Origin of the sequence: Halomonas aquatica (genome assembly GCF_040196335.1) — a bacterium.
Taxonomy (GTDB): Bacteria; Pseudomonadota; Gammaproteobacteria; order Pseudomonadales; family Halomonadaceae; genus Halomonas; species Halomonas aquatica.
Window position 1 is genome coordinate 91844 of the sequence record NZ_JBEGCJ010000006.1, and the last position, 23689, is coordinate 115532.

The following is a 23689-nucleotide window of genomic DNA, read 5'->3' on the forward strand; positions in this document are numbered from 1 at the left end:
ACAGGCCTGGGGTTCGCGCTTACAGCTCGTCCAGGTAGCGCTCGGCGTCCAGCGCCGCCATGCAACCGGTGCCGGCGGAGGTCACGGCCTGGCGATAGACATGGTCCATGACGTCGCCGGCGGCGAACACGCCCGGCACGCTGGTGGCGGTGGCGTTGCCCTCGAGTCCTGACTTGACGGTGATGTAGCCGCCGGCCATCTCGAGCTGCCCCTCGAAGATGCCGGTGTTGGGGCTGTGGCCGATGGCGATGAAGACTCCCGGCGCCAACAGCTCCTTCGTCTCGCCGGTCTCGGTGGAGCGAAGCCGAACGCCAGTCACGCCGCTGTTGTCGCCCAGCACCTCGTCGAGGGTCTGATTCCACTCGAGCACCACGTTGCCGTTCTCCGCCTTCTCGTACAGCTTGTCCTGGAGGATCTTCTCGGCCCGCAGGCCGTCGCGGCGATGCACCAGGGTCACCTTCGAGGCGATATTGGAGAGGTAGAGCGCCTCTTCCACGGCGGTGTTGCCCCCGCCCACCACCACGACCTCCTGCTTGCGGTAGAAGAAGCCATCGCAGGTGGCACAGGCCGAGACCCCCTGCCCCATGAACGCCTGCTCCGAGTCGAGCCCCAGGTAGCGGGCACTGGCGCCGGTGGCGATGATCAGGGCGTCGCAGGTGTAGGTGCCGTTGTCACCCTTGAGGGTGATGGGCCGGTCCCGCAGCTCCACCTCGTGGACATGGTCGAAGAGCACCTCGGTATCGAAGCGCTCGGCATGGCGCTTCATGCGCTCCATGAGCTCGGGGCCCTGGACACCGGCATCGTCCCCTGGCCAGTTGTCGACGTCGGTGGTGGTGGTCAGCTGGCCCCCGGCCTGGATGCCGGTGATCAGCAGGGGCTTGAGGTTGGCACGGGCCGCATAGACGGCAGCCGTGTAGCCGGCGGGACCGGAGCCCAGGATGATCAGGCGTTCGTGACGCGCTTCGCTCATGAGATGACCTCGTGGAGTCGGGAATGGCACAGTGGACTGGGCGATGCCGACACATGCCGACATGGCGCAGGCCGCTGGACGGTGTCCATGGTGCCCCCTGCCGGCCCGTCGGGCCAGCCCGTAGAGCATCGCCGGCACGACAAGCGCTGGCTAGAGCACGTCGTCGTCGCGCCCCAGCGCGAGCGAGCTGAGTTCGCCGCTGACCGGCGACACCTCGATGCGCAGCTGGATCGGGGCGCAGCACCGCGGGCAGTCCTCCCAGGTGGCGTGGCTGCCCTGGGAAAGATCGACCAGCAGGTCAAATGGGGTGTCGCAGTAGGGGCAATTCACCCCATGGGATTCGAGGTCTTCCTCGTTCATTCGATCTTCCGCCGCCAGCCTGCCGTGTTGCCGCAATATGGAGTGACGGGCCCGCCATTTCAAGGGCGCCCCGCGACCGACGGCCAGGGGCGGTGCTTGAAAACGCCTTCTATCATGACCAAATACCAAGGAGGTACCAGGACGGTGAACCTCACTCCCCGCGATGCGACAGGAGGACTGACAGCATGAGCAACGAGCCCATACCGGATACCCTGCAGACACTGGATGCCGGCGGTAAGACCTACCACTTCCACAGCCTGCCCAAGGCCGCCGAGGCGCTCGGCGACATTGGACGACTGCCCAAGACGCTGAAGACACTGCTGGAGAACCAGTTGCGTTTCGCCGATGACGAGAGCGTCGCCCGAGAGGACATGCAGGCGCTGGTGGACTGGCAGCAGGAGGCCCGTTCCACCCGGGAGATTGGCTATCGTCCAGCACGCGTGCTGATGCAGGACTTCACAGGCGTGCCGGGGGTGGTCGACCTAGCCTCGATGCGCGCCGCGGTGGCCAAGCTCGGCGAGGATCCCGAGCGCATCAATCCGCTGTCGCCCGTCGACCTGGTCATCGACCACTCGGTGATGGTCGACAAGTTCGGCAACCCCGCTGCGTTCAAGGACAACGTCGCCATCGAGATGGAGCGCAACCACGAGCGCTACGAGTTCCTGCGCTGGGGTCAGCAGGCCTTCGACAACTTCCGCGTGGTGCCGCCTGGCACCGGCATCTGCCACCAGGTCAACCTGGAGTACCTGGGCAAGACCGTGTGGACCAAGGAAGAGGACGGCAAGACCTTCGCCTATCCGGACACCCTGGTGGGCACCGACTCCCACACCACCATGATCAACGGCCTGGGCGTGCTGGGCTGGGGCGTGGGCGGCATCGAGGCCGAAGCGGCGATGCTCGGCCAGCCGGTGTCGATGCTGATTCCCGAGGTGGTCGGCTTCAAGCTGACCGGCAAGCTCAAGGAAGGCATCACCGCCACCGACCTGGTGCTGACCGTCACACAGATGCTGCGCAAGCGCGGCGTGGTCGGCAAGTTCGTCGAGTTCTACGGTGACGGCCTGGATGACCTGCCGCTCGCCGACCGGGCCACCATCGCCAACATGGCGCCCGAATACGGTGCCACCTGCGGCTTCTTCCCGGTCGACGACGAGACCCTCAACTACCTGCGCCTCACCGGTCGCGACGACGACCAGGTCTCACTGGTCGAGGCCTACAGCAAGGCTCAGGGCCTGTGGCGCGAGACCGGCGACGAGCCGATCTTCACCGACACCCTGGCACTGGACATGGGTGAGGTCGAGGCCAGCCTGGCCGGCCCCAAGCGCCCTCAGGACCGGGTCGCCCTGAAGGACATGAAGACCACCTTCGAGACGCTGCTGGGCGACGGCGACAACAAGGCCTCGGAGGAAGATCAGGGCAAGTGGCAATCCGAGGGCGGCCAGACCGCCGTGGGCGTCGAGAACAGCTACGAGCACCCCACCAGCCAGGACGTCGACCTCGACGGCAAGAGCTTCAGGCTCGACCCGGGGGCCGTGGTGATTGCCGCCATCACGTCCTGCACCAACACCTCCAACCCCAGCGTGATGATGGCCGCCGGCCTGCTGGCGCGTAACGCCCTCGCCAAGGGCCTGAAGACCCAGCCCTGGGTCAAGACCTCGCTGGCGCCCGGCTCCAAGGTCGTCACCGACTACCTGGCCGCCGGCGGCGTCGATGATGACCTGGATGCGCTGGGTTTCAACCTGGTCGGCTATGGCTGCACCACCTGCATCGGTAACTCCGGGCCGCTGGCCGACCCCATCGAGAAGGCCATCAACGACGGCGACATGACCGTCGCCTCGGTGCTCTCGGGCAACCGAAACTTCGAGGGCCGCGTGCATCCGCTGGTCAAGACCAACTGGCTCGCCTCGCCGCCCCTGGTGGTGGCCTATGCCCTGGCCGGCAACGTGCGCACGGATCTCTCCACGGAGCCGCTGGGCACCGGCAGCGACGGCCAGCCGGTCTATCTCTCCGACATCTGGCCCTCGCAGGCCGAGATCGCCAAGGCGGTGGAGCAGGTCAAGACCGAGATGTATCGCAAGGAGTACGCCGAGGTCTTCGACGGCGACGACGTCTGGAAGTCCATCGACGTGCCGCAGAGTGAGGTCTACGAGTGGTCCGATGCGTCCACCTACATCCAGCACCCGCCCTTCTTCGAGGGCATGGGCCGCACCCCTGACGCCATCGAGGACGTCAAGGACGCCAGGATGCTCGCCATGCTGGGTGACTCGGTGACCACCGACCACATCTCCCCGGCCGGCTCCATCAAGCCCGACAGCCCCGCAGGGCGCTACCTGCAGGAGCGCGGCGTCAAGCCGGTGGACTTCAACTCCTATGGCTCGCGGCGCGGCAACCACGAGGTCATGATGCGCGGCACCTTCGCCAACGTGCGCATCCAGAACGAGATGCTCGACGGCGTGGTCGGCGGCGAGACGCGTCACGTACCCTCCGGCAAACAGATGGCCATCTACGATGCTGCCATGCAATACCAGCAGGAAGGCACGCCGCTGGTCGTGATCGCCGGCAAGGAGTACGGCACCGGCTCCAGCCGCGACTGGGCCGCTAAGGGTACCCGCCTGCTCGGGGTCCGCGCGGTACTGGCCGAGTCCTACGAGCGCATCCACCGCTCCAACCTGATCGGCATGGGCGTGGTGCCGCTGCAGTTCCCGGAGGGCGAGAGCCGCAAGACCCTGGGCCTGACCGGCGACGAGACGGTCTCCATCGAGGGACTCTCCGAGCTCAGCCCGGGCGGCCGGGTCAAGGTGACCATCGCCTCCGACAAGGGCGAGAAGAAGCTCGATGCGCTGTGCCGCATAGATACCGCCAATGAACTGGAGTACTACCGCCATGGCGGCATCCTGCACTACGTGCTGCGCAAGATGATCGGGTCGGCCTGACCGGAAGGCAGCGTCACGACAGCAGCAAATAGGCCCCGCCGGTTGCCCGGCGGGGCCTTTTTCATGCCCGTTCCCGACTCCGATTCAGTAGGAGCGGCGGCGATAACCCCGATACTCCGGCGTCCAGCTGCTGCGCTCGATGGACTCGCGCAGCTTGATGCCGTTGGTCTTCAATGCCACGCCTTCTCCCTGAGCCTGGGCGGCCACGTCGAAGGCGATGATCTGAGAGAGCTCACGGATTTGAGAGAGCGGCGGCAGCAGCGCGCCCACCCCTTCCTTGACTAGCGGCGCCTCGCGGGCCAGCGCACGTGACGAGGCCATCAGCATGGCATCGGTGACACGCTTTGCCCCGGCCGCCACCACGCCGAGGCCGATGCCCGGGAAGATGTAGGCATTGTTGCACTGGGCGATGGGGATGCTGCGGCCGTCGTGTTCCACCGGCGGGAAGGGGCTACCGGTGGCCACCAGGGCCTGACCATCGGTCCAGCGGATCACGTCCTCGGGCACCGCCTCGGCCCGGGATGTCGGGTTGGAGAGCGGCATGATCAGCGGCATCTCGCAGTTGGCGTGCATGGCCCGGACCACCTCCTCGGTGAAGATGCCCGGCATTCCGCAGACCCCGATCAGCACCGTGGGCTCGATACGGCGAACCACCTCGAGCAACGATTGGCCATCCCAGTCGGCCACTTCCTCCGGGGCATGGGCCAGGCGGGCCTGGAAGTCGCGAAGCCAGGCCTGCTCGGAGGTGACCAGCCCCTCGCGATCGACCATGTAGACGCGGGAGCGCGCCTCCTTCTCGGTCAAGCCCTCGGCCTGCATGGTCACCACCACCTGCTCGGCGATGCCGCAGCCGGCCGAGCCGGCGCCCACGAACACCACCCGCTGTCGGCCGATCCCCTCGTCACGAGCCTGACAGGCCGCCATCAGGGTTCCCACAACGACGGAGGCCGTCCCCTGGACGTCATCGTTGAAGCAGCACAGCTCGTCGCGATAGCGTTCCAGCAGCGGCAGCGCATTGGCCTGGGCAAAGTCCTCGAACTGCAGCAGCACGCCCGGCCAGCGACGCTTCACCGCGACGATGAATTCCGCCATGAAGGCGTCGTATTCCTCCTGGGAGACCCGACGGTGACGCCAACCCATGTACATGGGATCGTCGAGCAGCGCCTGATTGTTGGTGCCCACATCGAGCATGATCGGCTGGGTGTAAGCCGGGCTGATGCCTCCGCAGGCGGTATAGAGCGCCAGCTTGCCGATGGGGATGCCCATGCCCCCGATCCCCTGATCGCCGAGCCCCAGGATGCGCTCGCCGTCGGTGACCACGATCACCTTCACCTTGTCCTTGGTGGAACTGTGCAGGATGTCGTCCATGCGATCGCGGTCGGGGTAGGCAATGAAGAGACCGCGGTGATTGCGGTAGATGTTGGAGAACTCCTCGCACGCCTTGCCGACGGTGGGGGTGTAGATGATCGGCAGCATCTCCTCGAGGTGCTCGATGACCAGCCGGTAGTAGAGGGTCTCGTTGTCGTCCTGTATCGCACGCAGGTAGATGTGCTTGTCCAGATCGTTCTGGCACTGGCTGTACTGGCGATAGGCCCGTTCCGCCTGTTCCTCGATGGTCTCCACGTTCTGTGGCAACAGGCCGATCAGGTTGAACTCCAGGCGCTCCTCACGACTGAAGGCACTGCCCTTGTTGAGCAGCGGCATCTCGAGCAACGGTGGACCGGCATAGGGAATGAATAGGGGGCGCTTTTGTTCGATGGTCATATCTCGCCTCGATACGGTGACAGGAACGTGCCGTTGGCGCTCTGTCGGCGCCATCACAGGTACTCTACCACGCCGAAAACGAGGACGCCCCGGCCTTGGGCCGGGGCGTCTGCGATGCTGGCGACAAAAGGCTCAGCAGCCCTTCGCCGCTGGCAGCCGCGCGGCTTGTCCCTCGAAGAAGAAGGGCCTGAGCTTCACCCCGAGCATGTTGCCGGCAAAGGCCGCCACCAGCCACACCCAGCCATGCAGGCTGCCCGAGGCGATGCCCCCGAAGTAGGCGCCGATATTGCAGCCAAACGCCAGGCGGGCGCCATAGCCCAGCAGGACGCCGCCGATCACGGCGGCCAGCAGGGACCTCGCCGGGATGCGCAGGTTGGGGGCGAACTTGCCGGCCAGGGAGGCCGCGATAAAGGCACCGACCATGATGCCGACGTTCATCACCGTGGTGATATCTCCCCACACGCTGGCCTCGAGGGCGTTCGCATTCCATGAGAATTGCCAGTAGCCCCACTGGCTGACATCACCTCCCAGGAACTCGAAGCCCTTGGCGCCCCAGAGCGCGAAGGCAGAGGTCACGCCCCAGGGGCGACCGGCCAGGGACAAGGTAGCGAAGTTGAGCAGCGCCAGCGCCACGGCGCCGAACAGCAGTGGCCAGGGCCCGGTGAGCCAGCGCCGGTTGCCGGCATCGATCCGGGACACCTGCTCCAGCCCGCCGTGGCGACGCCGCTCCATCACCACGGTGAGCCCCGCGATGGCGGCGAACAGCACCAGGCTGACCACGATGCCGCCCGTGGCGCCCAGGCTCTTCACCAGCGAGACCGGCTGGAAGGCCGGCAGGCTCTGCCACCAGGTGAAGTGAGCGGTGCCTATCACCGAGCCGACCACGAAGAACAGCAGAGTGACCAGCATGCGGGCATTTCCGCCACCGGCCGTGAAAAGGGTGCCCGAAGCACAGCCACCGCCAAGCTGCATGCCGAGCCCGAAGAGGAAGGCACCGACGACCACCGACACACCGATAGGCGCCACGAAACCGTAGACGGACTGGCCGAACAGGCTGCCGGCCGAGAGCGCCGGAAAGAACAGCACCACGGCGATGGCCAGCATCACCATCTGGGCGCGCAGGCCACGGCCGCGACGCTCGGTGATGAAGACCCGCCAGGCGGCGGTGAAACCGAAGGCGGCATGGTAGAGCACCATGCCGAGCAGACCACCCACCGCCATCAGCGCCCCGAGGCGCACGCCGAAGGCGGACCCCACCACCAGGGCGCCGAGCAGCAGGCCAGTGGCGGCGATGGCGGGCAGGGCAAGACGGGGACGTCTGGTCAGCGCAAAGTCACTCATGGCGAATCCTTCAGGATCATCTGGGCCGGGAGCCCCGGGGAAGACGAGCAGACTAACGAATCCCGAGAAGAACGTGAAATCATCTAATGGACGGTTTTCATTCGATCCGGGCATAAAAAAGGGCCGACCCCTCAGGGGGCCAGCCCGAGGCCATGGCCGTCGCTCAGATGACGCTTAGACGAAGCGCCCGAGGCCCGCCGCCTGGCGCAGGCGGTCCATGAAAGGGGCCGCCTCGGCGCGGGCCCGCTCGGCGCCCTTGAGCAGCACCTGCTCGATATGGCCGGGGTCCTCCATCAGCGCCTGGTAGCGCTCACGGGGCTCGCGCAGCTGCCCGTTGAGGAGCTCGAAGACGCGGTTCTTGGCCTCGCCCCAGCCGATGCCGTTGGCATAATCGCTGCGCATGGCCTCGGTCTCGTCGGGTGTCGCGAAGGCAGAAAAGATCTGGAAGAGCGTGCAGCTCGATGGATCCTTGGGCTCACCGGGCTCCAGGGAGTTGGTCTTGATCTTGCGGACCAGCTTCTGGAGCTTCTTCTCCGAGACGAACAGCGGGATGGTGTTGTTGTAGCTCTTGGACATCTTGCGTCCATCGAGGCCGCCCAGCACCTCCACCCGCTCGTCCACCACCGCATCGGGCTGGGTGAAGTACTGGCCCTTGTAGAGGTGGTTGAAGCGTCCGGCGATGTCGCGCGCCATCTCGATGTGCTGGATCTGGTCGCGTCCCACCGGCACCTTGTGGGCATTGAACATCAGGATGTCGGCCGCCATGAGCACCGGGTAGCCGAACAGCCCCATGGTGACACCCTTGTCCGGGTCCTGGTTGCCGGCGGCCTCGTTCTCGGCCACCGCCGCCTTGTAGGCGTGGGCCCGGTTCATCAGGCCCTTGGCGCAGACGCAGGAGAGCATCCAGGTCAGCTCCGGGATCTCCGGCACATCCGACTGGCGATAGAAGATGGCGTTGTCGGTATCCAGCCCCAGCGCCAGCCAGGTGGCGGCGATCTCCAGCCGCGAGTCCTGCACTCGCTGCGGGTCCTGACACTTGATCAGCGCATGCAGGTCGGCGAGGAAGTAGTAGGACTGGACGGACGGGTCCTGGCTCGCGGCGATGGCGGGCTTGATCGCCCCCACGTAGTTGCCCAGGTGGGGCGTGCCGGTGGTGGTGATGCCGGTGAGAACGCGTGTCTTCTCGGAAGCTGCACTCATGGAAAGCGGACTCTGCTGTCGGAAATGGCCGCTATGGTAACGCGAGGCCCCGGCCAAGGCGACCGGAGCGAGCAAGGCCTCCCTGTCCGCGGCTTTACCGGCGACAGGGCCCGGGGTGCCGGACCATCGCGGAGGCGCTGTGAACCCTTCCCTGGGCGCTACCTTTTCCATCCCTGGAAAAGGACCTCCGATTCGCACTGTCGGCGGCGCCGCAGAGCCTCCAGCCAACGAGGCTGTCTTATTTCACCAAGCTGGCGGGATCGACGCTCTCCAGGCCGAAGGCGTCCGCCACCGCCTGGTAGGTCACCCGGCCATCGTGGATGTTGAGGCCGGCCGCGAAGTGTGGGTCATCGGCGAGGGCCTGCTTCCAGCCCTTGTCGGCCAGGGCGGCGACGAAGGGCATGGTGGCGTTGGTCAGCGCCTGGGTAGAGGTGCGCGCCACGGCGCCGGGCATGTTGGCCACGCAGTAGTGCACGATCCCGTCGACGAGGTAGGTCGGGTCGGTATGGGTCGTGGCCCGGCTGGTCTCGAAGCAGCCGCCCTGGTCGATGGCCACGTCCACCAGCACGCTGCCCGGTTTCATCTCGGCGAGCATCTCGCGGGTGATCAGCTTGGGCGCCGCCGCCCCGGGGATCAGCACGGCGCCGACGATCAGGTCACACTCGCGCACCGCCTCGTCGATGGCGTCGGCGGTGGAGAAGACCGTCTTCATGCGCCCCTGGTAGCGGTCATCCAGGGTCTCGAGGCGCGGGATGGACGTGTCGAGTACCGTGACTTCGGCCCCCAGGCCCAGCGCCATGCGGGCGGCATTCTCGCCCACCACGCCGCCACCGATGACGGCCACCTTCGCTGGAGCCACGCCGGGCACGCCGGGCAGCAGCACGCCGGCCCCGCCCTGGGCCTTCTCCAGGCTGTGGGCCCCCGCCTGCACGGCCATGCGGCCGGCCACGGTGCTCATCGGCGCCAGCAGCGGCAACCCGCCCTGGCGATCCGTGACGGTCTCGTAGGCGATGCAGGTGGCGCCGCTCTTCATCAGGCCACGGGTCAGGGTCTGTTCGGCGGCCAGGTGCAGGTAGGTGAAGAGCGTCTGGCCGGCCGACAGGCGGGCGACCTCCTCGGCCTGGGGCTCCTTGACCTTGAGGATCAGCTCGGCCTCGCTCCAGACCTTCGCCACATCGGCCTCGAGGTGGGCACCGGCGGCCTCATAGGCGGCGTCATGGAAGCCGGCACCCTCGCCGGCCCCGGCCTGGATGGTGACCCGGTGTCCGCGGCCGACCAGTTCTCTGGCCCCGGTGGGGGTCAGGGCGACGCGGTACTCGTGGTTCTTGATCTCCTTGGGCACGGCGATCTGCATGGGATCCTCCTGTGAAGGTGGCTGGGTAGGTTTCCTCCCCATTACAGCACAGGCAGTCGTTCCACGAAGGGCTCACGAGCAAGAACAAGAAATATCGATAAATACGGGATTTTTGACCATAAGATCTTCTGTGGAGAAATGCCTCCACAGGAAACCCTGCCGTGTCACGTCTCGCGCGAGGCGCCGCAGCTCCAGCAGGTGTCGAAGGCGCCCTCGAGGCGCTCGCCGCACCCGGGGCAGGTCCAGGCCGGGCGGTCGCTTCCCCCCTCCAGGGCCTGGCGGATCAGCGCCTCGGCCCGCTCGCGATTGTGGGGCGCCACCCAGACCTCCGGCTCGCAATCGCCCAGCGGCAGCTCACCGGCGCCGCCGCCCAGGGTGATGTTGCGCAGTTCCGCCGGTATCCCGGCCGCGGTCAGCACGTTATGCACATGGCTGACCAGCAGCGCATTGGAATGGGCGAAGGCACGGACATGATCGGGCACCATCACGACCTAGTCCCGGAAGACACGAACGCCCAGGGCCTTCAGGTAGGAGGTCTCGGGAATCGCCGGATGTACCGGATGATCCGGGCCCTGATGGCCCTGGAAGAGGATCTGGCCCTGACGGTCCTGATGGCGAACCGCGCCGCGCACCACGTCCACCAGGCGTTCCGGGGCCAGGTGCATGGAGCACGAGGCCGAGAGCAGCAGGCCATCGCGGCCGAGCAGGCGCATCGCCTCGCGGTTTAGCTTGCCGTAGGCCCGCTCGCCGTTGGGGATGTCCTTGCGCTTGCGAATGAAGGCCGGCGGGTCGAGGATCACCACATCGAACTCCTCACCCTCGGCCTTGAGGGCGGCGAGCACCTCGAAGGCGTCGCCCTCGCCCACCGCCACCTGCTCGTGCAGCCCGTTGAGGATGGCGTTCTCGGCGACCCGCTCCAGTGCCGCGCCGGAGGAATCCACACAGAGCACCTCGCTGGCACCGCTGGCGGCGGCCTGCACGCCCCAGCCCCCGACATAGCTGAACAGGTCCAGCACCCGCTTGCCGGCCACCAGGCCGTTGAGCCAGGTGCGATTGACCCGGTGGTCGTAGAACCAGCCGGTCTTCTGACCATCGAGCACCGGCGCGACGAAGCGTACGCCGTTCTCCTCCAGCAGCACCTGGTCGGGCAGCTCACCCTTGACCACCTCGACGCTCGCCTCGAGGCCTTCCTGGCGACGGCCGCTGGTGTCGTTGCGGAAGACCACGGCCGCGGGCGAGAGCACCTTGTCCAGGGCATCCAACAGTTCCTCGGCCACGGCCTGCATGCCGGCGGTATTGAGCTGGACCACGATGACGTCACCAAAGCGGTCGATGACCAGCCCCGGCAGCAAGTCGCCCTCGCCGTGCACCAGGCGGTAGAAGGGCTTGTCGAAGAGCCGCTGGCGCAGGGCCAGGGCCTGGTTCAGGCGATGGACCAGCAGCGAGCGGTCGAGCCCCTGCTTGGGGTCGCGGGAGACCACCCGCGCGCAGATCAGCGAGTGCGGATTGACATAGGCTACCCCCATGGCCTTGCCGTTGGCCGCCTCGACCACCACCTGCGCGCCGGGCGCGATGTCCTTGATCGGCGTGGCCTGGATATCGATCTCGTTGGAGTAGAGCCACAGGTGGCCGGTCTTGAGTCGACGGTCGGCATGCTTCTTCAGGCGCAGGGTGTGCTGGGTCATGGGGGATCTCGCAAGGAAAAGAGTAGGTATCAGGTCTGGCAATGGCCGCAGAACACGCTGGCCCGCTGGCCCAGCGTCACCAGGCGCAACTCGGCCCCGCAGCGCCGACAGGGCTTTCCATCGCGGCCGTAGACATTGAGCCGCTGCTTGAAGTAACCGGGCTCCCCGGTGCCGCCGACGAAGTCACGCAGGGTGGTACCGCCCTGGGTAATGGCGGCCGCGAGCACCTCGCGAATCGCCGCCGCGAGCCGGTCGTAACGCTCCAGGGAGATGCGCCCGGCGGCTCGACGCGGGTCGATGCCGGCCAGGAACAGTGCCTCGGCGGCGTAGATGTTGCCCACCCCCACCACCACGGCATTGTCCATCAGGAAGGGCTTCACCGAGAGGCGCCGACCTCGGGACAGGGCGAAGAGTCGAGCGCCATCGAAGGCGTCGGACAGCGGCTCCGGCCCCAACCGAGCCAGGCGCGGATCCTGCTCGATGCCATCGACGAGCCAGTCGACGAAGCCGAAGCGGCGCGGGTCGTGGTAACGCAGGATGCCACCGTCGTCGAGCACCAGGTCGACATGGTCGTGCTTCTTCGGCAGCTCGCCCAGGCGGGCGAGCCGGAGACTGCCGGACATGCCCAGATGCCAGAGCAGGGTGCCCACCGAGCCGCCTCGCTCCGGTGCCGTCAGGGGCACCAACAGGTACTTGGCGCGGCGCGAGAGGGCGCCGATCCTCGCCCCGACGAGACGCTCGACGAGATCCGCAGGTACCGGCACGCGAAGGCGGGCCTGCCGGACGATCACCTCGGTGATCTCACGACCTTCCACATGGGGGGCGATCCCGCGGCGGGTGGTCTCGACTTCGGGCAGCTCGGGCATGGTTTCGTCCGGCGATACGACAATACGCAAGAACCCGACCATCGGGCCGGGTTCAGGCGGACAGGCTTGTGCCCGCGGCGGAAGCAACCAAGGCTTACTTGATCTTGCCTTCCTTGTACATCACGTGCTTGCGGATCGTCGGATCAAACTTCTTCATCTCGAGCTTGTCCGGGGTGTTCCGCTTGTTCTTGTCGGTGGTGTAGAAGTGGCCGGTACCGGCACTGGAAATCATTCTGATCTTGTCACGCATGACGTATCTCCCCTGATGGAACGCTTAGACCGCGTCGCCGCGCTTGCGAATGTCGCCGAGCACCGCCTCGATGCCCTTCTTGTCGATGATGCGCATGCCCTTGGAGGAGACGCGCAGCTTGACGAAGCGCTTCTCGGACTCCACCCAGAAACGGTGGGAATGCAGATTGGGCACAAAACGACGGCGAGTCTTGCGCTGGGAGTGTGAAACGTTGTTACCGGTCACCGGGCGCTTGCCGGTAACCTGACATACTTTGGACATTGGAGCCTCCAACCGCTGGCCAGATATTCGATACCTGAGCCTGAGTGTTCAAACCTATCGGGTAAACCGCGAACCGGAAGTTCCCGCCGCATTTGACCCAAGGGAATTCAAAGGCTGCACTTTATACCAGAGACCGCCACGCCGGGCAAGCACGGAACGGGGATCCAGCAGGGGCATCGGGTGGCGCCGCAACGGGGCGCGGCGCACGTGGCCGACCGATTGTGAAAAGCATGCTTGCGACCCTGGATCCCGGGACCTTTACCCAAGGGAGCCGAGCGCAGCCGGGCGCATAGTGTAGCGAAGCGTCCGATAAAGTGCCAGAACCCTCTACCCGTCTCCCTATTACCCGTCTCATTCATGGGGGAGAACTGCCCATCGATCGTCAGGCCTGTCCCCCGTGTCGCATTAGGATGTCAAAAGCATGGCCTCAAAGGCGCTGGCTTCCAGGGGACAGGAGAGAAGGCGCCCCTGGATGCGGTCACAGGCATGCGCCTGCAGCCAGGCCAACTGCGCTTGGCTCTCGACGCCCTCGGCCACGACCCGCAGCCCGAAGGCCTGGGCCATGGCGAGGCTGGCTCGGCCGATGGCTTCGTCGTACTCGTTGTCACCCAGGCCGTCCACGAAGGATTTATCGATTTTGAGTTCGGCCAGGGGAAGCCGCTTGAGATTGGCCAGCGAGGAGTAGCCTGTCCCGAAATCGTCAATGGCCAGTGCGATTCCCTTCGTATGAAGCCGATGGATCTCCTGGTTGACGATATCGGAGTGCTCGGTGAGCGCGCTCTCCGTGACTTCGACCTGAAGCTGGTCCGCCATGACGCCGTGCCGGGCCATGGCCTCGAACAGCTCCGAGGCGAATTGCCCGCCTCGAAAGTCCGTGGGCGAGACATTGAAGGAGATAGGGGGCGGCACGAGTCCAGCGGCCCGCCAGGCGCCCACCTGCTCGCACAGTAGCGCCACCACCCGCTGGCCCAGCTCCGTGATCAGACCGGATCTCTCGGCGATCGGGATAAACCGCACCGGGCTGATCGTCCCCTTCTCGGGATCCTCCCAGCGCAGCAGGGCCTCGGCCCCCACGAGCCGCTCGGGGTCGCGTGCGTCGAACTGGGGCTGATACATCAGGCGCAGCTCTTGGCGAGTGAGGGCCCGGCGCAGCGCCTCCTCGAGCGCTCGGTCTTGAAGGATTCGCTCATGCAGCCCTAGCTCATATAATCGCAACCGATTGCGACCACTCTCCTTGGCGCGATACATGGCCATGTCGGCCGCTTGGCACAGGGTGTCCACGTCATCGCCGTCGCCGGGATAGAAGGCCAGGCCGGCGCTGGCGCTGATGCTCAGGTGCCTGCCTCTGACCTCGAAAGTGCCGGCGAGGCTATCCACCAGGTGCTCGGCGATCAACCCTGTCTTTTGGGCATCACAGTCGGTGAATACCACCGTGAATTCGTCACCGCCTATTCGCGCCACCGTGTCCACATCTCGCACCCACTCTCGAAGCTTGGCGGCTACTTGTACCAGCAGTGCATCTCCCATCTCGTGGCCGAGGGCGTCATTGATGTCCTTGAAATGGTCCAGATCCAGGAACATGAGGGCCATGTGACTTCCGCTGCGCCGGGCCTGGGCAAGGGCCTGCTGAGCTCGATCCTGGAACAGACTGCGGTTGGGCAGTCCGGTCAGCACATCGTGGCTGGCGAGGTACTCGATCTTGCGCTGGGAGTCCTTGATTTTACTGATATCCGAGAAGACAGCGACAATATTGCGGGGCTTCCCTCGATCATTGTCGAGGCGATTGAGGGTCAGCCACGCCGGGAATACCTCGCCGCTCTTGCGGCGGCCCCATATCTCTCCCTGCCAGAAACCCCGCTTGTTGAGCGTCTCCCAGATCTCCATGTATGTGACTTGGCCGTGGTGATCCGTCTTGACCAGACTGTTCAGGCTCTTCCCCAGCACATCGTTTTCAATATCGCCGGTAATCCGGGTGTAGGCCCTGTTGACGGACTGGATACGACCGGCAGGGTCCATCACGACGATGGCATCCCCGGCATCCTTGTACACTCGGGCAGCGATTCTGAGTTGATCCTCCACCCGTCGGCGTTCCGTGACATCCATCAGGGCACAGCGGAAGCGAGCGGCACCAGACTCCTCGGCGGGCTCTGCCACGCTCTCCATCCGCACCATGCGCAGGGCACTTTCATCCCCTGCCAGGGCCAGATCGACGGCCTGAGGCGTCTCCTCGACGGCGAGTGCGCGGCGGTGGAGGTGAAGCGCATCCTGGGATTCGGCGGCCACGAAAGCGGACAGGTCATGGCCCACCAGATCGGTTCCCGGCGCGAGCAGGGAGCTGGCGGCCCGATTGGCCTCATGGATGCCCCCTTTGGCATCCAGGAGGAGATAGCCCATCGGCGCATGCTCGAACAGATCGCGGTAGCGGCTCTGGGCAATTTCCCGAGCGATTTCCACCCGGTCTAGCGCCTGCTTCAGCTCCTCGTTCTGGATTCGCAGCTCTTCCTGATGCAGCTCCAGCTCGGATACCAGGGACTGGGTATACGTCTCGTTATAGCTGGCAACACTCGTCAAGCCTTTACGCAAGCGACGACGAGCCAGCTCGCGCAAGGCCCGCGGTGACAGAGGCTTAAAATCGTTACTGTCCATGTTCGGTACTCTTTACGACGCGCTCCTCGGGCTCGGTCGCCGGCCTTTGCCTATCCATGGCGAGCAGAATCATGGCGGTGCCCTCTTCCAATTCTAGGCGGCGGGCGTTTAACCACAATTGCGCCGGCGCCGATTCCCCGACAGCCACGCTCAGCTCGAAATCACAGAAAGCCTGCTGACGCGGCAAGACCTCCAGGAGGCGGGCCCTCAATTCCGGATCATCCCACTGCCCATCAGCCAGATCGAACAGACGCTTGCCCTCCACCGCCTCCGGGCGCAGAGCAAAGGTGCGATAGAAGCCATCGTTGGCAGACACCACCCGCAGATCAGGATCGAGCACCAGCAGGGGCTCGCGCACGGTGTCCACGACCGCCCGGAAAAACGCCTCACCGTGCGCCACGCCCTGGGCGGCCTGTATGTCCTGGAAGGTGCAGACGATCCCCCGGATCACATTGCGTGTGCTGCGATAGGGCTGGATGCGCAGCAGATACCAGTGGCCGTTCTGCGTCTGCACTTTCACCTCTTTGGGGACCAGGGTGTCCAGCACCGCCTCGGCGTCCGCCAGCAGAGTGGCGTAGCGCAACCGGGTGGTCAGCTCACTCAGCGGCCGGCCGATGTCGGTCGGGCGCACGGCAATCAGATCCTGAATCGCCGGGGTGAACCGCTTGATATTGAGGGCATCGTCGAGAAAGAGGGTGGCGAGGTGGGTGCTGTCCAGAAGGTTCTTGAGATCATCATTGACCTCGGTGAGAGTATCAACGCGATTTCCGAGCTCCGCGTTGACGCTGCGCAGCTCCTGATTGAGGGATTCGACTTCCTCCTTCGCAGCCTCCAGCTCCTCGTTGCTGCTCTGGTGCTCCTCGTTCATCGACTGGAGCTCTTCATTCATCGACTGGAGCTCCTCGTTGGCAGCATGCATCTCTTCCACCGCCAGCTGCTTGTCCTGACGCAGCGCCTCCAGCTCACGCGTCAGACGCGCCTCGGCATCGCCGTCGCCGCTGCCCATGCTCTCACGATGGGGGGCTGGGTCGCGTGCCTCGATGGACCCGCTCGCCGGGCCTGTGTCAGGGACTGGATGAAAGGCCACCAGGTAGAAGCCCTTCAATGCGGTGGGCGTCCGAATCCGGTGGACCTCCAGTCGAACCGGTTCAGTATCACCATTGGTCTGTACCTGAACCTCCCGGCTGACGTGATCGTCATCACCGCCCGACGCCCGCTGCAGCGCCAGACTCAGCGGCGATCGCAGCCCCGGCCGTGCCATCTCCAGCAGCCGATTCCGAGTGGGACCACTGGCAGGTTCCAGGAACTTGCCGATTCGTCCGTGGACATATACCACCTCGCCGCAGTCGTTGACGACTACCGCCGGCGGAGCAAACTGCAGCGCGATAAGGCGCTCCACGCTGTGGGAGAGGTTGTCGACCGACGCCGTTGCCGAGCTCTCGGTGGGCGCCTGGTGGGGCAGTCTGCGAAAACGGCTGGGGTTCGGCATCGTGGGCAGGCGAATGGTCAAGGAGCTCTCGGCCACCCGGTAGATCCGGGCATCCTTATCCACCACGGAGAAGGCCTCACTCTGGTGGTCCATGCTCTCTGAGGGTCCCAGCAGCAGCAGCCCGTGACTGCGCAGGGCGTAGCGGAATACCGCCAGGAGGCGCTCCTGACGGTCCCGTTCCAGATAGATCAGCAGGTTGCGACAGGTAACGAGGTCCAGGCCGGTGAATGGCGGGTCCTGAAGGGCGTTATGCTCGGCGAACACCACCATGTCCCGCACCTCCCGGCTGATCCGATAGGTGTCGTTTTCGGCGGAGAAATGCCGCCGCAGGTGAGACTCGGACAGATCCTGAGCGATGCCGGCCGGATAGCGCCCCCTTCGCGCCGTTTCGATGGCTGCCTGATCCACATCGGTAGCGAAAATTCTGACCTCCGGAACCTCCTCCCAGTCAATCAGGCATTCCCGGATAAGGATGGCCAGGGTGAAGGCCTCCTCACCGGTGGCACAGCCCACTACCCAGGCTCGGAACTCCTGTCCCGTCCGGGCCGCCTCTTGCAGCATCGCCGGCAGCGTCTTGCCTAGCGCGGCCCAGACTGGAGGGTCCCGGAAGAAGTTGGTGACACTGATAAGGAACTCCTGGAACAGGAGATTGACTTCCTCGGGATGGGACTGCAGATAGTCCAGATACGCCTGGGGATCGGGGAGTTGCCGCAGGTCCATGCGCCGCTCCAGGCGCCGAGTCAGCGTGCTGGACTTGTAACCCGAGAAATCGTGGCCGGTACGAAGCTTCACCCGGTTCAGGATCTGGCTCATCAGACCCTGCGGGATCGCCGGCTGATGACCCGACAGGGCCGTCTGGCGATGGATCTGTGAGCGGAGATAGCCGGTCAAGGTGGCCGGCATATCCGCCGGTGGCAGCACGTAGTCCACCTGGCCGGTTGCAATCGCATTAGCCGGCATATCCCCGAACTCGGCGGTATCCGGGTCCTGAGCCATGACCATGCCGGAAAGGGACTTGACGACCTGGATCCCCAAGGTGCCATCGCTGCCCGTTCCGGACAGGACAATCGCGAGGGCCCGGTGCCCAGCCTCCTCCGCCAGGGTGCGAAAAAAGGCGTCGATGGAGTGAGGTGGGCCGGGCCGCCGCCGCTCCCCCGCCGGCAAGGGGGTCACTGGATGTTCTCGGGCCTTCCGAGACCGAACCAGTTGGCCCCGGCAAAAGATCCAGCCGTCGTCCGGCAGCGCTACATAGACTCGATTCGGCAAGAGGGTTTCTCCCTCCGCGACCATCTGGACGGGCATGGCCGTTTGTGGACCGAGGATTTCAGGCAAAAGACTGCGCTCGCCACTGGGATGGTGGGTGACGATGACATACGCAGCTCCCGTATCGGCAGGCAGGTTGGCCAGAAAGGACTTGAGGGGCTGAAGAGATCCGGCCGATCCCCCGATACCGACGACCGGTAGGGCGTCCGCAGGGGAATCAGTGTTCGATGACGGCATGGGCTAATCTCGGATAAAGGGATGTCAGTCTCTTATCTCCTCACAGTTTATCCCATCTTGTTCACGGGAGCGTCTTTCGCCCCTGGCAAACCGGGTCCTTGCATTGCGCTCTGTCAGGAAAATCGTGGCCAGCCTGATCTACAGCCATCCTCTCTCGGCGAAGGAGACCACCTCGCCGTCTCCCACCACGAAATGGTCCAGCACCCGTATCTCGAAGAGCGAGAGCGCCTCGCGCAACCGGTCGGTGATGCGGCGGTCGGCATCGCTCGGTTCGGCGACGCCAGAAGGATGGTTATGGGCGAAGATCATCGCCCCGGCGCCCAGCGCCAGGGCGCGCCGGGCCACCTCGCGGGGATAGACCGAGGCACTGTCCAGGGTGCCGCGGAACAGCGACTCGTAGCGGATCACCCGGTGCTGGCTGTCGAGGAAGAGGGCGGCGAACTCCTCGTGGCCGAGGTGGCGAAGCTTCGCGGCAAGATAGGTGCGCACCAGCGAGGGTGAGGTCAGCGCATCCCCGCGTTCCAGCTGGCTGGCGAGGTGGCGTCGCGACAGCTCCAGGGTGGCCTGGAGCTGCACGTAGGTGGCCATGCCCATGCCCCGCTCGGCGCAGAAGCGCGCCTGGTCGGCCTCGAGCAGCGGACGCAGCCCGCCGAAGGCCGAGAGCAGGTCCCGCGCCAGGTCCACCGCCGAGCGTCCCGCCACGCCCACGCGGAGGAAGATCGCCAGCAGCTCCGCATCGGAGAGGGCCTCCACGCCGAGGGCCAGCAGCTTCTCCCTGGGTCGCTCCCCTTCCGGCCAGTCGCGAATCGACATCCCTGCCTCCCTGCCCGCCTTCCGTGAGTGTCAGTGTAGTCGGCCCGGCGGCTACGCAAGGTCGGACGCCGGTGGTAAGGTAGAGACCCCGATTTCCGCTCGGATACCGCCATGTCTTCACTGCCCGGCACACGGAGCAGCGGCCGCCGGATTCTGCTCGGCATCAGTGCCGGCATCGCCGCCTACAAGAGCGCCCAGCTCGCCCGCCTGCTCAAGCAGGCCGGCTGCGAGGTGCGCGTGGTCATGACCGAGGGCGCTCAGGCCTTCATCACGCCGCTGACGCTGCAGGCGCTGACCGGCGAGCCCGTTCGAACCTCGCTGCTGGATCCCGAGGCCGAGGCCGGCATGGGCCATATCGAGCTGGCCCGCTGGGCCGACACCATCCTGATCGCCCCGGCCACCGCCGACCTGATGGCTCGCCTCGCCCAGGGCCTCGCGGACGACCTGCTGACCACCCTGTGCCTGGCGAGCGACGCCGAGAAGGTGATGGCCCCGGCCATGAACCAGGCCATGTGGCGCCATCCCGCCACCCGGCGCAATGCCGGCCAACTCGTTCAGGACGGCTGGCAGCTGCTGGGACCGGCCAGCGGAGACCAGGCCTGCGGCGACGTGGGGCCGGGTCGCATGCTGGAGCCAGAGGCGATCCTTGAGGCGCTGCTTTCCACGGCGTCTCACGACACGCCGGCCCTGTCGCCTGCGGCGCGTGAGGCCGACGGCCTGACCGTGACCATCACCGCCGGCCCCACCCGTGAGCCGCTGGACCCGGTGCGCTACCTCTCCAATCACAGCTCCGGCAAGATGGGCTATGCCCTGGCCGCCGCCGCCGCATCGCTCGGGGCCCGAGTACGCCTCATCAGTGGTCCGGTGTCGCTGCCCACTCCCCAGGGCGTCGAGCGCATCGACGTACAGACGGCCGGGGAGATGCACGAGGTCGCCCAGCGGCTGGCCCGTGACAGCGACCTCTTCATCGGCTGCGCCGCCGTGGCCGACTACCGCGCCGAGGAGCCCGCCGCGCACAAGATCAAGAAGGTCGAGGGCGAGGAGGGACTCACCCTGCGCCTGGTGAAGAATCCCGATATCATCGCCGCGGTGGCGGCCCTGGCGGAGGGTCCCTTCGTGATGGGGTTCGCGGCCGAGACCCGCGACCTGGAGACTTATGCTCGGGACAAGCTGACCCGCAAGGGGCTGGACATGATCGTCGCCAACGACGTCTCGAGCCCCGAGATCGGTTTCGGCACCGATCACAATGCCGCCCTGATGCTGTGGCGGGACGGCGACACCGAGAGCAGCGAGAGCCTGGCGCCCCAGCCCAAGACCGAGCTCGCCCTGGCGGTAATGCGCCGCGCCCTGGCCTGCCTGCCGTCACGCCGCGCCCCCTGACACCTCACCCCAAGGAGCCCCGATGTCTCTCGCCCCCGAACGCCCGCGCCTCGCCGTCAAGCTGCTCGATGAGCGCCTGCGTGACGTGATGCCCCACTACGCCACCGACGGTTCCGCCGGCATGGACCTGCGCGCCCTGCTCGACGCCCCGCTGACCCTGGCGCCGGGGCAGTGCGAGCTGGTCCGCACCGGGCTCGCCATCCATATCGCCGATCCGGGCCTCGCCGGGATGATCCTGCCCCGATCGGGACTGGGCCATAAACACGGCATCGTGTTGGGCAACCTGGTGGGCCTCATCGATTCCGACTACCAGGGCGAGCTGATGATCTCCACATGGAACCGTGGCGATGCGGCCTTCACCATCGAGCCCTTCGAGCGGCTGGCCCAGTATGTGCTTGTCCCGGTGGTGCAGGCCGAGCTCGAGATCGTCGACGACTTCGACACCAGCCTTCGAGGCGCCGGCGGCTTCGGCAGCTCGGGCCGGCACTGAGCCACTCGATACCCCACAACGGACCGACCCCATGACCACAGAGACCGTACCCGCCTCCATCTTCCGCGCCTACGATATCCGCGGCATCGTCGATGACACCTTGACCGAAGCCAGTGTCGAGCAGATCGGCCTCGCCATCGGCAGCGAGGCCCGCTCCCGCGGCGAATCCACCGTGGTCGTCGCCCGCGACGGGCGCCTTTCGGGCCCGCGGCTACTGGCGGCCCTGACCCGCGGCCTGACATCAACAGGGTGCGATGTCGTCGACATCGGCATGGTCCCCACCCCGGTACTCTACTATGCCACCCACGTGCTCGAGGGCACCGACTCAGGCGTCATGGTCACCGGCAGCCACAACCCCCCGGACTACAACGGCTTCAAGATCGTGCTGGGCGGCGAGACGCTCTCGGGCGAGGCCATCACCGCGCTTCACACCCGTATCGCGACGAGAGACCTCACCGAGGGGCAGGGCAGCACACGTGAGGAAGACGTGCGTGACGCCTACCTGGAGCGCATCCTCGGCGACGTGACGCTTTCTCGCCCGCTCAAGGCCGTGGTCGACTGCGGCAACGGCGTGGCCGGTGAACTCGGCCCCCGGCTGGTCGAGCGCCTCGGGGCCGAGATGATCCCGCTGTTCGCCGAGATCGACGGCACCTTCCCCAACCACCACCCGGACCCGGGCAAGCCCGAGAACCTGAAGGACCTGATCCGCACCGTGCAGGAAACCGGCGCCGACATCGGCCTGGCCTTCGACGGCGACGGCGACCGCCTGGGCGTGATCACCCCGAGCGGCAAGCTGATCTATCCCGACCACCTGCTGATGGCCTTCGCCGAGGACATGCTCGAGCGCAACCCAGGCGCCCGCGTGATCTTCGACGTCAAGTGCACCGGCAACCTGACCCGGGTGATCGAGGAAGCGGGCGGCACGCCCGAGATGTGGCGCACCGGCCACTCGCTGATCAAGGCGCGCATGAAGGAGACCGGCGCTCAGCTTGCCGGCGAGATGAGCGGTCATATCTTCTTCCAGGAGCGCTGGTATGGCTTCGACGATGGCCTCTACGCCGCGGCGCGGCTGCTGGAGATCCTCTCGAAGCAACGCTCCACGACAGGCCTGGACGCTGACGCCTTCTTCGCCCGCTATCCTCAGGACCTCAGCACCCCGGAGATCAACATCACCGTGACCGACGAGACCAAGTTCGACCTGGTGGGCCGGCTCGCCCGGGAGGGGGACTTCGGCGACGAGGGCATCAAGACCACCCTGGACGGCATCCGCGTCGACTACCCGGACGGCTGGGGCCTGTGTCGCGCCTCCAACACCACGCCGGTGCTGGTGCTGCGCTTCGAGGGCAAGGACGAAACGGCGCTGACCCGCATCCGCGCCCGTTTCGCCGATGCCCTCACCCAGGTATCGCCCGAGCTCGAACTGCCGCTCTGAGTGGCGGCTCGCCACACGAACACAGGATACGGAACACGACATGACCGAACAGACCCGCGACCCGCGCCTGGTGGTGGAGGTGCTATCGGAGGCGCTGCCCTACATACAGCGCTTCTCCGGCAAGACCGTGGTGGTGAAGTACGGTGGCAACGCCATGACCGAGGACACACTGATCGACTCCTTCGCCCGCGACATGGTGCTGATGAAGGAAGTCGGCATCAATCCGGTGGTGGTGCATGGCGGGGGCCCTCAGATCGGTGACCTGCTGGCCAAGCTCAACATCGAGTCGCGCTTCGTCAACGGCATGAGGGTCACCGACGCCGAGACCATGGACGTGGTAGAAATGGTGCTGGGCGGGCTGGTCAACAAGGGGATCGTCAACCTGATCAACCAGAGCGGCGGCAAGGCCATCGGCCTGACCGGCAAGGACGGTGCCCAGATCCGTGCCCGACAGCTCAAGGTGGAGCACCAGAGCCCGGAGATGACCGCGCCGGAGATCATCGACATCGGCCACGTGGGCGAGGTGGAGCATATCTCCACCGACCTGATCGAGATGCTTGCCGCCCGGGACTTCATCCCGGTGATCGCCCCCATCGGGGTGGATGAGAAGGGCAAAAGCTACAACATCAACGCCGACCTGGTGGCCGGCAAGGTGGCGGAGGCCCTGGATGCCGAGAAGCTCATGCTGCTGACCAACGTGGCCGGCCTGATGAACGCCGAGGGCGAGGTGCTCACTGGGCTGTCCACCGCCCAGGTGGACGCCCTGATCAGTGACGGCACCATCCATGGCGGCATGCTGCCGAAGATCCGATGCGCCCTCGACGCCGTGAAGGGAGGCGTCAAGAGCGCCCACATCATCGACGGCCGGGTGCCCCACGCCACGCTGCTGGAGATCTTCACCAACGCCGGGGTGGGCACCCTGATCACCGATATCCCGCAGGAACCGAACGCAAGCTGA

19 protein-coding genes are annotated in these 23689 nt (G+C 66.0%); 5 read left to right on the plus strand and 14 right to left on the minus strand.

The features are described 5' to 3' along the window. Positions 1-19 precede the first annotated feature (19 nt). Together trxB and ABE960_RS13730 are read right to left on the minus strand one after the other, a co-directional pair. Positions 20-970, minus strand: coding sequence for a thioredoxin-disulfide reductase (trxB, locus tag ABE960_RS13725; RefSeq protein ID WP_349762867.1), 951 nt, complete (start codon positions 968-970; stop codon positions 20-22). A gap of 150 nt (positions 971-1120) precedes the next feature. Beyond that, positions 1121-1330: a zinc ribbon domain-containing protein gene (locus tag ABE960_RS13730; protein ID WP_349762868.1), complete on the minus strand. Its 210-nt coding sequence runs from the start codon at positions 1328-1330 to the stop codon at positions 1121-1123. 185 nt (positions 1331-1515) lie between these two features. On the opposite strand from ABE960_RS13730, the gene acnA reads away from it, so the two are divergent. Continuing rightward, a complete protein-coding gene (acnA, locus tag ABE960_RS13735; RefSeq protein WP_349762869.1) occupies positions 1516-4260 on the plus strand; it encodes an aconitate hydratase AcnA in 2745 nt (914 codons plus the stop codon). 84 nt (positions 4261-4344) lie between these two features. Here the strand turns inward: acnA and ABE960_RS13740 are convergent, their stop codons facing one another. The 12 genes from ABE960_RS13740 to radC all read right to left on the minus strand — a co-directional run bounded on the left by ABE960_RS13740 (position 4345) and on the right by radC (position 19429). After that, positions 4345-6024: an NAD-dependent malic enzyme gene (locus ABE960_RS13740; protein WP_349762870.1), complete on the minus strand. Its 1680-nt coding sequence runs from the start codon at positions 6022-6024 to the stop codon at positions 4345-4347. A 132-nt stretch (positions 6025-6156) separates the two neighbouring features. Then, a complete protein-coding gene (locus ABE960_RS13745; protein WP_349762871.1) occupies positions 6157-7365 on the minus strand; it encodes a YeeE/YedE family protein in 1209 nt (402 codons plus the stop codon). Positions 7366-7539: 174 nt separating this feature from the next. Continuing rightward, positions 7540-8565 (minus strand): tryptophan--tRNA ligase, encoded by a 1026-nt coding sequence (gene trpS / locus ABE960_RS13750; RefSeq protein WP_349762872.1) that lies wholly within the window; start codon positions 8563-8565, stop codon positions 7540-7542. A 238-nt stretch (positions 8566-8803) separates the two neighbouring features. Next, positions 8804-9919, minus strand: a complete 1116-nt coding sequence (ald, locus tag ABE960_RS13755) for an alanine dehydrogenase (protein ID WP_349762873.1) — start codon at positions 9917-9919, stop codon at positions 8804-8806. Positions 9920-10083: 164 nt separating this feature from the next. Continuing rightward, complete coding sequence (locus tag ABE960_RS13760; protein WP_349762938.1) at positions 10084-10404, minus strand: putative signal transducing protein; 321 nt, start codon at positions 10402-10404, stop codon at positions 10084-10086. Positions 10405-10410: 6 nt separating this feature from the next. Beyond that, positions 10411-11604, minus strand: coding sequence for a class I SAM-dependent rRNA methyltransferase (locus tag ABE960_RS13765; protein WP_349762874.1), 1194 nt, complete (start codon positions 11602-11604; stop codon positions 10411-10413). A gap of 29 nt (positions 11605-11633) precedes the next feature. Beyond that, positions 11634-12470, minus strand: a complete 837-nt coding sequence (gene mutM, locus ABE960_RS13770; RefSeq protein WP_349762875.1) for a bifunctional DNA-formamidopyrimidine glycosylase/DNA-(apurinic or apyrimidinic site) lyase — start codon at positions 12468-12470, stop codon at positions 11634-11636. 94 nt (positions 12471-12564) lie between these two features. Then, complete coding sequence (rpmG, locus tag ABE960_RS13775) at positions 12565-12720, minus strand: 50S ribosomal protein L33 (protein ID WP_089794646.1); 156 nt, start codon at positions 12718-12720, stop codon at positions 12565-12567. Positions 12721-12744: 24 nt separating this feature from the next. After that, positions 12745-12981, minus strand: a complete 237-nt coding sequence (gene rpmB, locus ABE960_RS13780) for a 50S ribosomal protein L28 (protein WP_071944134.1) — start codon at positions 12979-12981, stop codon at positions 12745-12747. 405 nt (positions 12982-13386) lie between these two features. Beyond that, the gene (locus tag ABE960_RS13785) at positions 13387-15552 is read right to left on the minus strand and encodes a putative bifunctional diguanylate cyclase/phosphodiesterase (protein WP_349762876.1); all 2166 of its coding nucleotides are present in this window, start codon (positions 15550-15552) and stop codon (positions 13387-13389) included. Positions 15553-15616: 64 nt separating this feature from the next. Further along, complete coding sequence (locus ABE960_RS13790) at positions 15617-18616, minus strand: CheR family methyltransferase (protein ID WP_349762877.1); 3000 nt, start codon at positions 18614-18616, stop codon at positions 15617-15619. Positions 18617-18754: 138 nt separating this feature from the next. Continuing rightward, on the minus strand, positions 18755-19429 hold the full coding sequence (radC, locus tag ABE960_RS13795; RefSeq protein ID WP_349762878.1) for a RadC family protein: 675 nt from the start codon (positions 19427-19429) through the stop codon (positions 18755-18757). 111 nt (positions 19430-19540) lie between these two features. On the opposite strand from radC, the gene coaBC reads away from it, so the two are divergent. The 4 genes from coaBC to argB are packed head-to-tail and all read left to right on the plus strand — an operon-like array spanning position 19541 to position 23689. Beyond that, positions 19541-20809 (plus strand): bifunctional phosphopantothenoylcysteine decarboxylase/phosphopantothenate--cysteine ligase CoaBC, encoded by a 1269-nt coding sequence (gene coaBC / locus ABE960_RS13800; protein ID WP_349762879.1) that lies wholly within the window; start codon positions 19541-19543, stop codon positions 20807-20809. A gap of 22 nt (positions 20810-20831) precedes the next feature. Next, complete coding sequence (gene dut, locus ABE960_RS13805) at positions 20832-21299, plus strand: dUTP diphosphatase (protein ID WP_349762880.1); 468 nt, start codon at positions 20832-20834, stop codon at positions 21297-21299. A 31-nt stretch (positions 21300-21330) separates the two neighbouring features. Continuing rightward, complete coding sequence (locus tag ABE960_RS13810) at positions 21331-22731, plus strand: phosphomannomutase/phosphoglucomutase (RefSeq protein ID WP_349762881.1); 1401 nt, start codon at positions 21331-21333, stop codon at positions 22729-22731. 40 nt (positions 22732-22771) lie between these two features. After that, positions 22772-23689: an acetylglutamate kinase gene (gene argB, locus ABE960_RS13815; protein ID WP_349762882.1), complete on the plus strand. Its 918-nt coding sequence runs from the start codon at positions 22772-22774 to the stop codon at positions 23687-23689.

Bases quoted from the DNA above. Each gene is read 5' to 3' on its own strand.
- trxB (WP_349762867.1), bottom strand. From the start codon at position 970: ATGAGCGAAGCGCGTCACGAACGCCTGATCATCCTGGGCTCCGGTCCC.
- ABE960_RS13730 (WP_349762868.1), bottom strand. From the start codon at position 1,330: ATGAACGAGGAAGACCTCGAATCCCATGGGGTGAATTGCCCCTACTGC.
- acnA (WP_349762869.1), top strand. From the start codon at position 1,516: ATGAGCAACGAGCCCATACCGGATACCCTGCAGACACTGGATGCCGGC.
- ABE960_RS13740 (WP_349762870.1), bottom strand. From the start codon at position 6,024: ATGACCATCGAACAAAAGCGCCCCCTATTCATTCCCTATGCCGGTCCA.
- ABE960_RS13745 (WP_349762871.1), bottom strand. From the start codon at position 7,365: ATGAGTGACTTTGCGCTGACCAGACGTCCCCGTCTTGCCCTGCCCGCC.
- trpS (WP_349762872.1), bottom strand. From the start codon at position 8,565: ATGAGTGCAGCTTCCGAGAAGACACGCGTTCTCACCGGCATCACCACC.
- ald (WP_349762873.1), bottom strand. From the start codon at position 9,919: ATGCAGATCGCCGTGCCCAAGGAGATCAAGAACCACGAGTACCGCGTC.
- ABE960_RS13760 (WP_349762938.1), bottom strand. From the start codon at position 10,404: ATGGTGCCCGATCATGTCCGTGCCTTCGCCCATTCCAATGCGCTGCTG.
- ABE960_RS13765 (WP_349762874.1), bottom strand. From the start codon at position 11,604: ATGACCCAGCACACCCTGCGCCTGAAGAAGCATGCCGACCGTCGACTC.
- mutM (WP_349762875.1), bottom strand. From the start codon at position 12,470: ATGCCCGAGCTGCCCGAAGTCGAGACCACCCGCCGCGGGATCGCCCCC.
- rpmG (WP_089794646.1), bottom strand. From the start codon at position 12,720: ATGCGTGACAAGATCAGAATGATTTCCAGTGCCGGTACCGGCCACTTC.
- rpmB (WP_071944134.1), bottom strand. From the start codon at position 12,981: ATGTCCAAAGTATGTCAGGTTACCGGCAAGCGCCCGGTGACCGGTAAC.
- ABE960_RS13790 (WP_349762877.1), bottom strand. From the start codon at position 18,616: ATGCCGTCATCGAACACTGATTCCCCTGCGGACGCCCTACCGGTCGTC.
- radC (WP_349762878.1), bottom strand. From the start codon at position 19,429: ATGTCGATTCGCGACTGGCCGGAAGGGGAGCGACCCAGGGAGAAGCTG.
- coaBC (WP_349762879.1), top strand. From the start codon at position 19,541: ATGTCTTCACTGCCCGGCACACGGAGCAGCGGCCGCCGGATTCTGCTC.
- dut (WP_349762880.1), top strand. From the start codon at position 20,832: ATGTCTCTCGCCCCCGAACGCCCGCGCCTCGCCGTCAAGCTGCTCGAT.
- ABE960_RS13810 (WP_349762881.1), top strand. From the start codon at position 21,331: ATGACCACAGAGACCGTACCCGCCTCCATCTTCCGCGCCTACGATATC.
- argB (WP_349762882.1), top strand. From the start codon at position 22,772: ATGACCGAACAGACCCGCGACCCGCGCCTGGTGGTGGAGGTGCTATCG.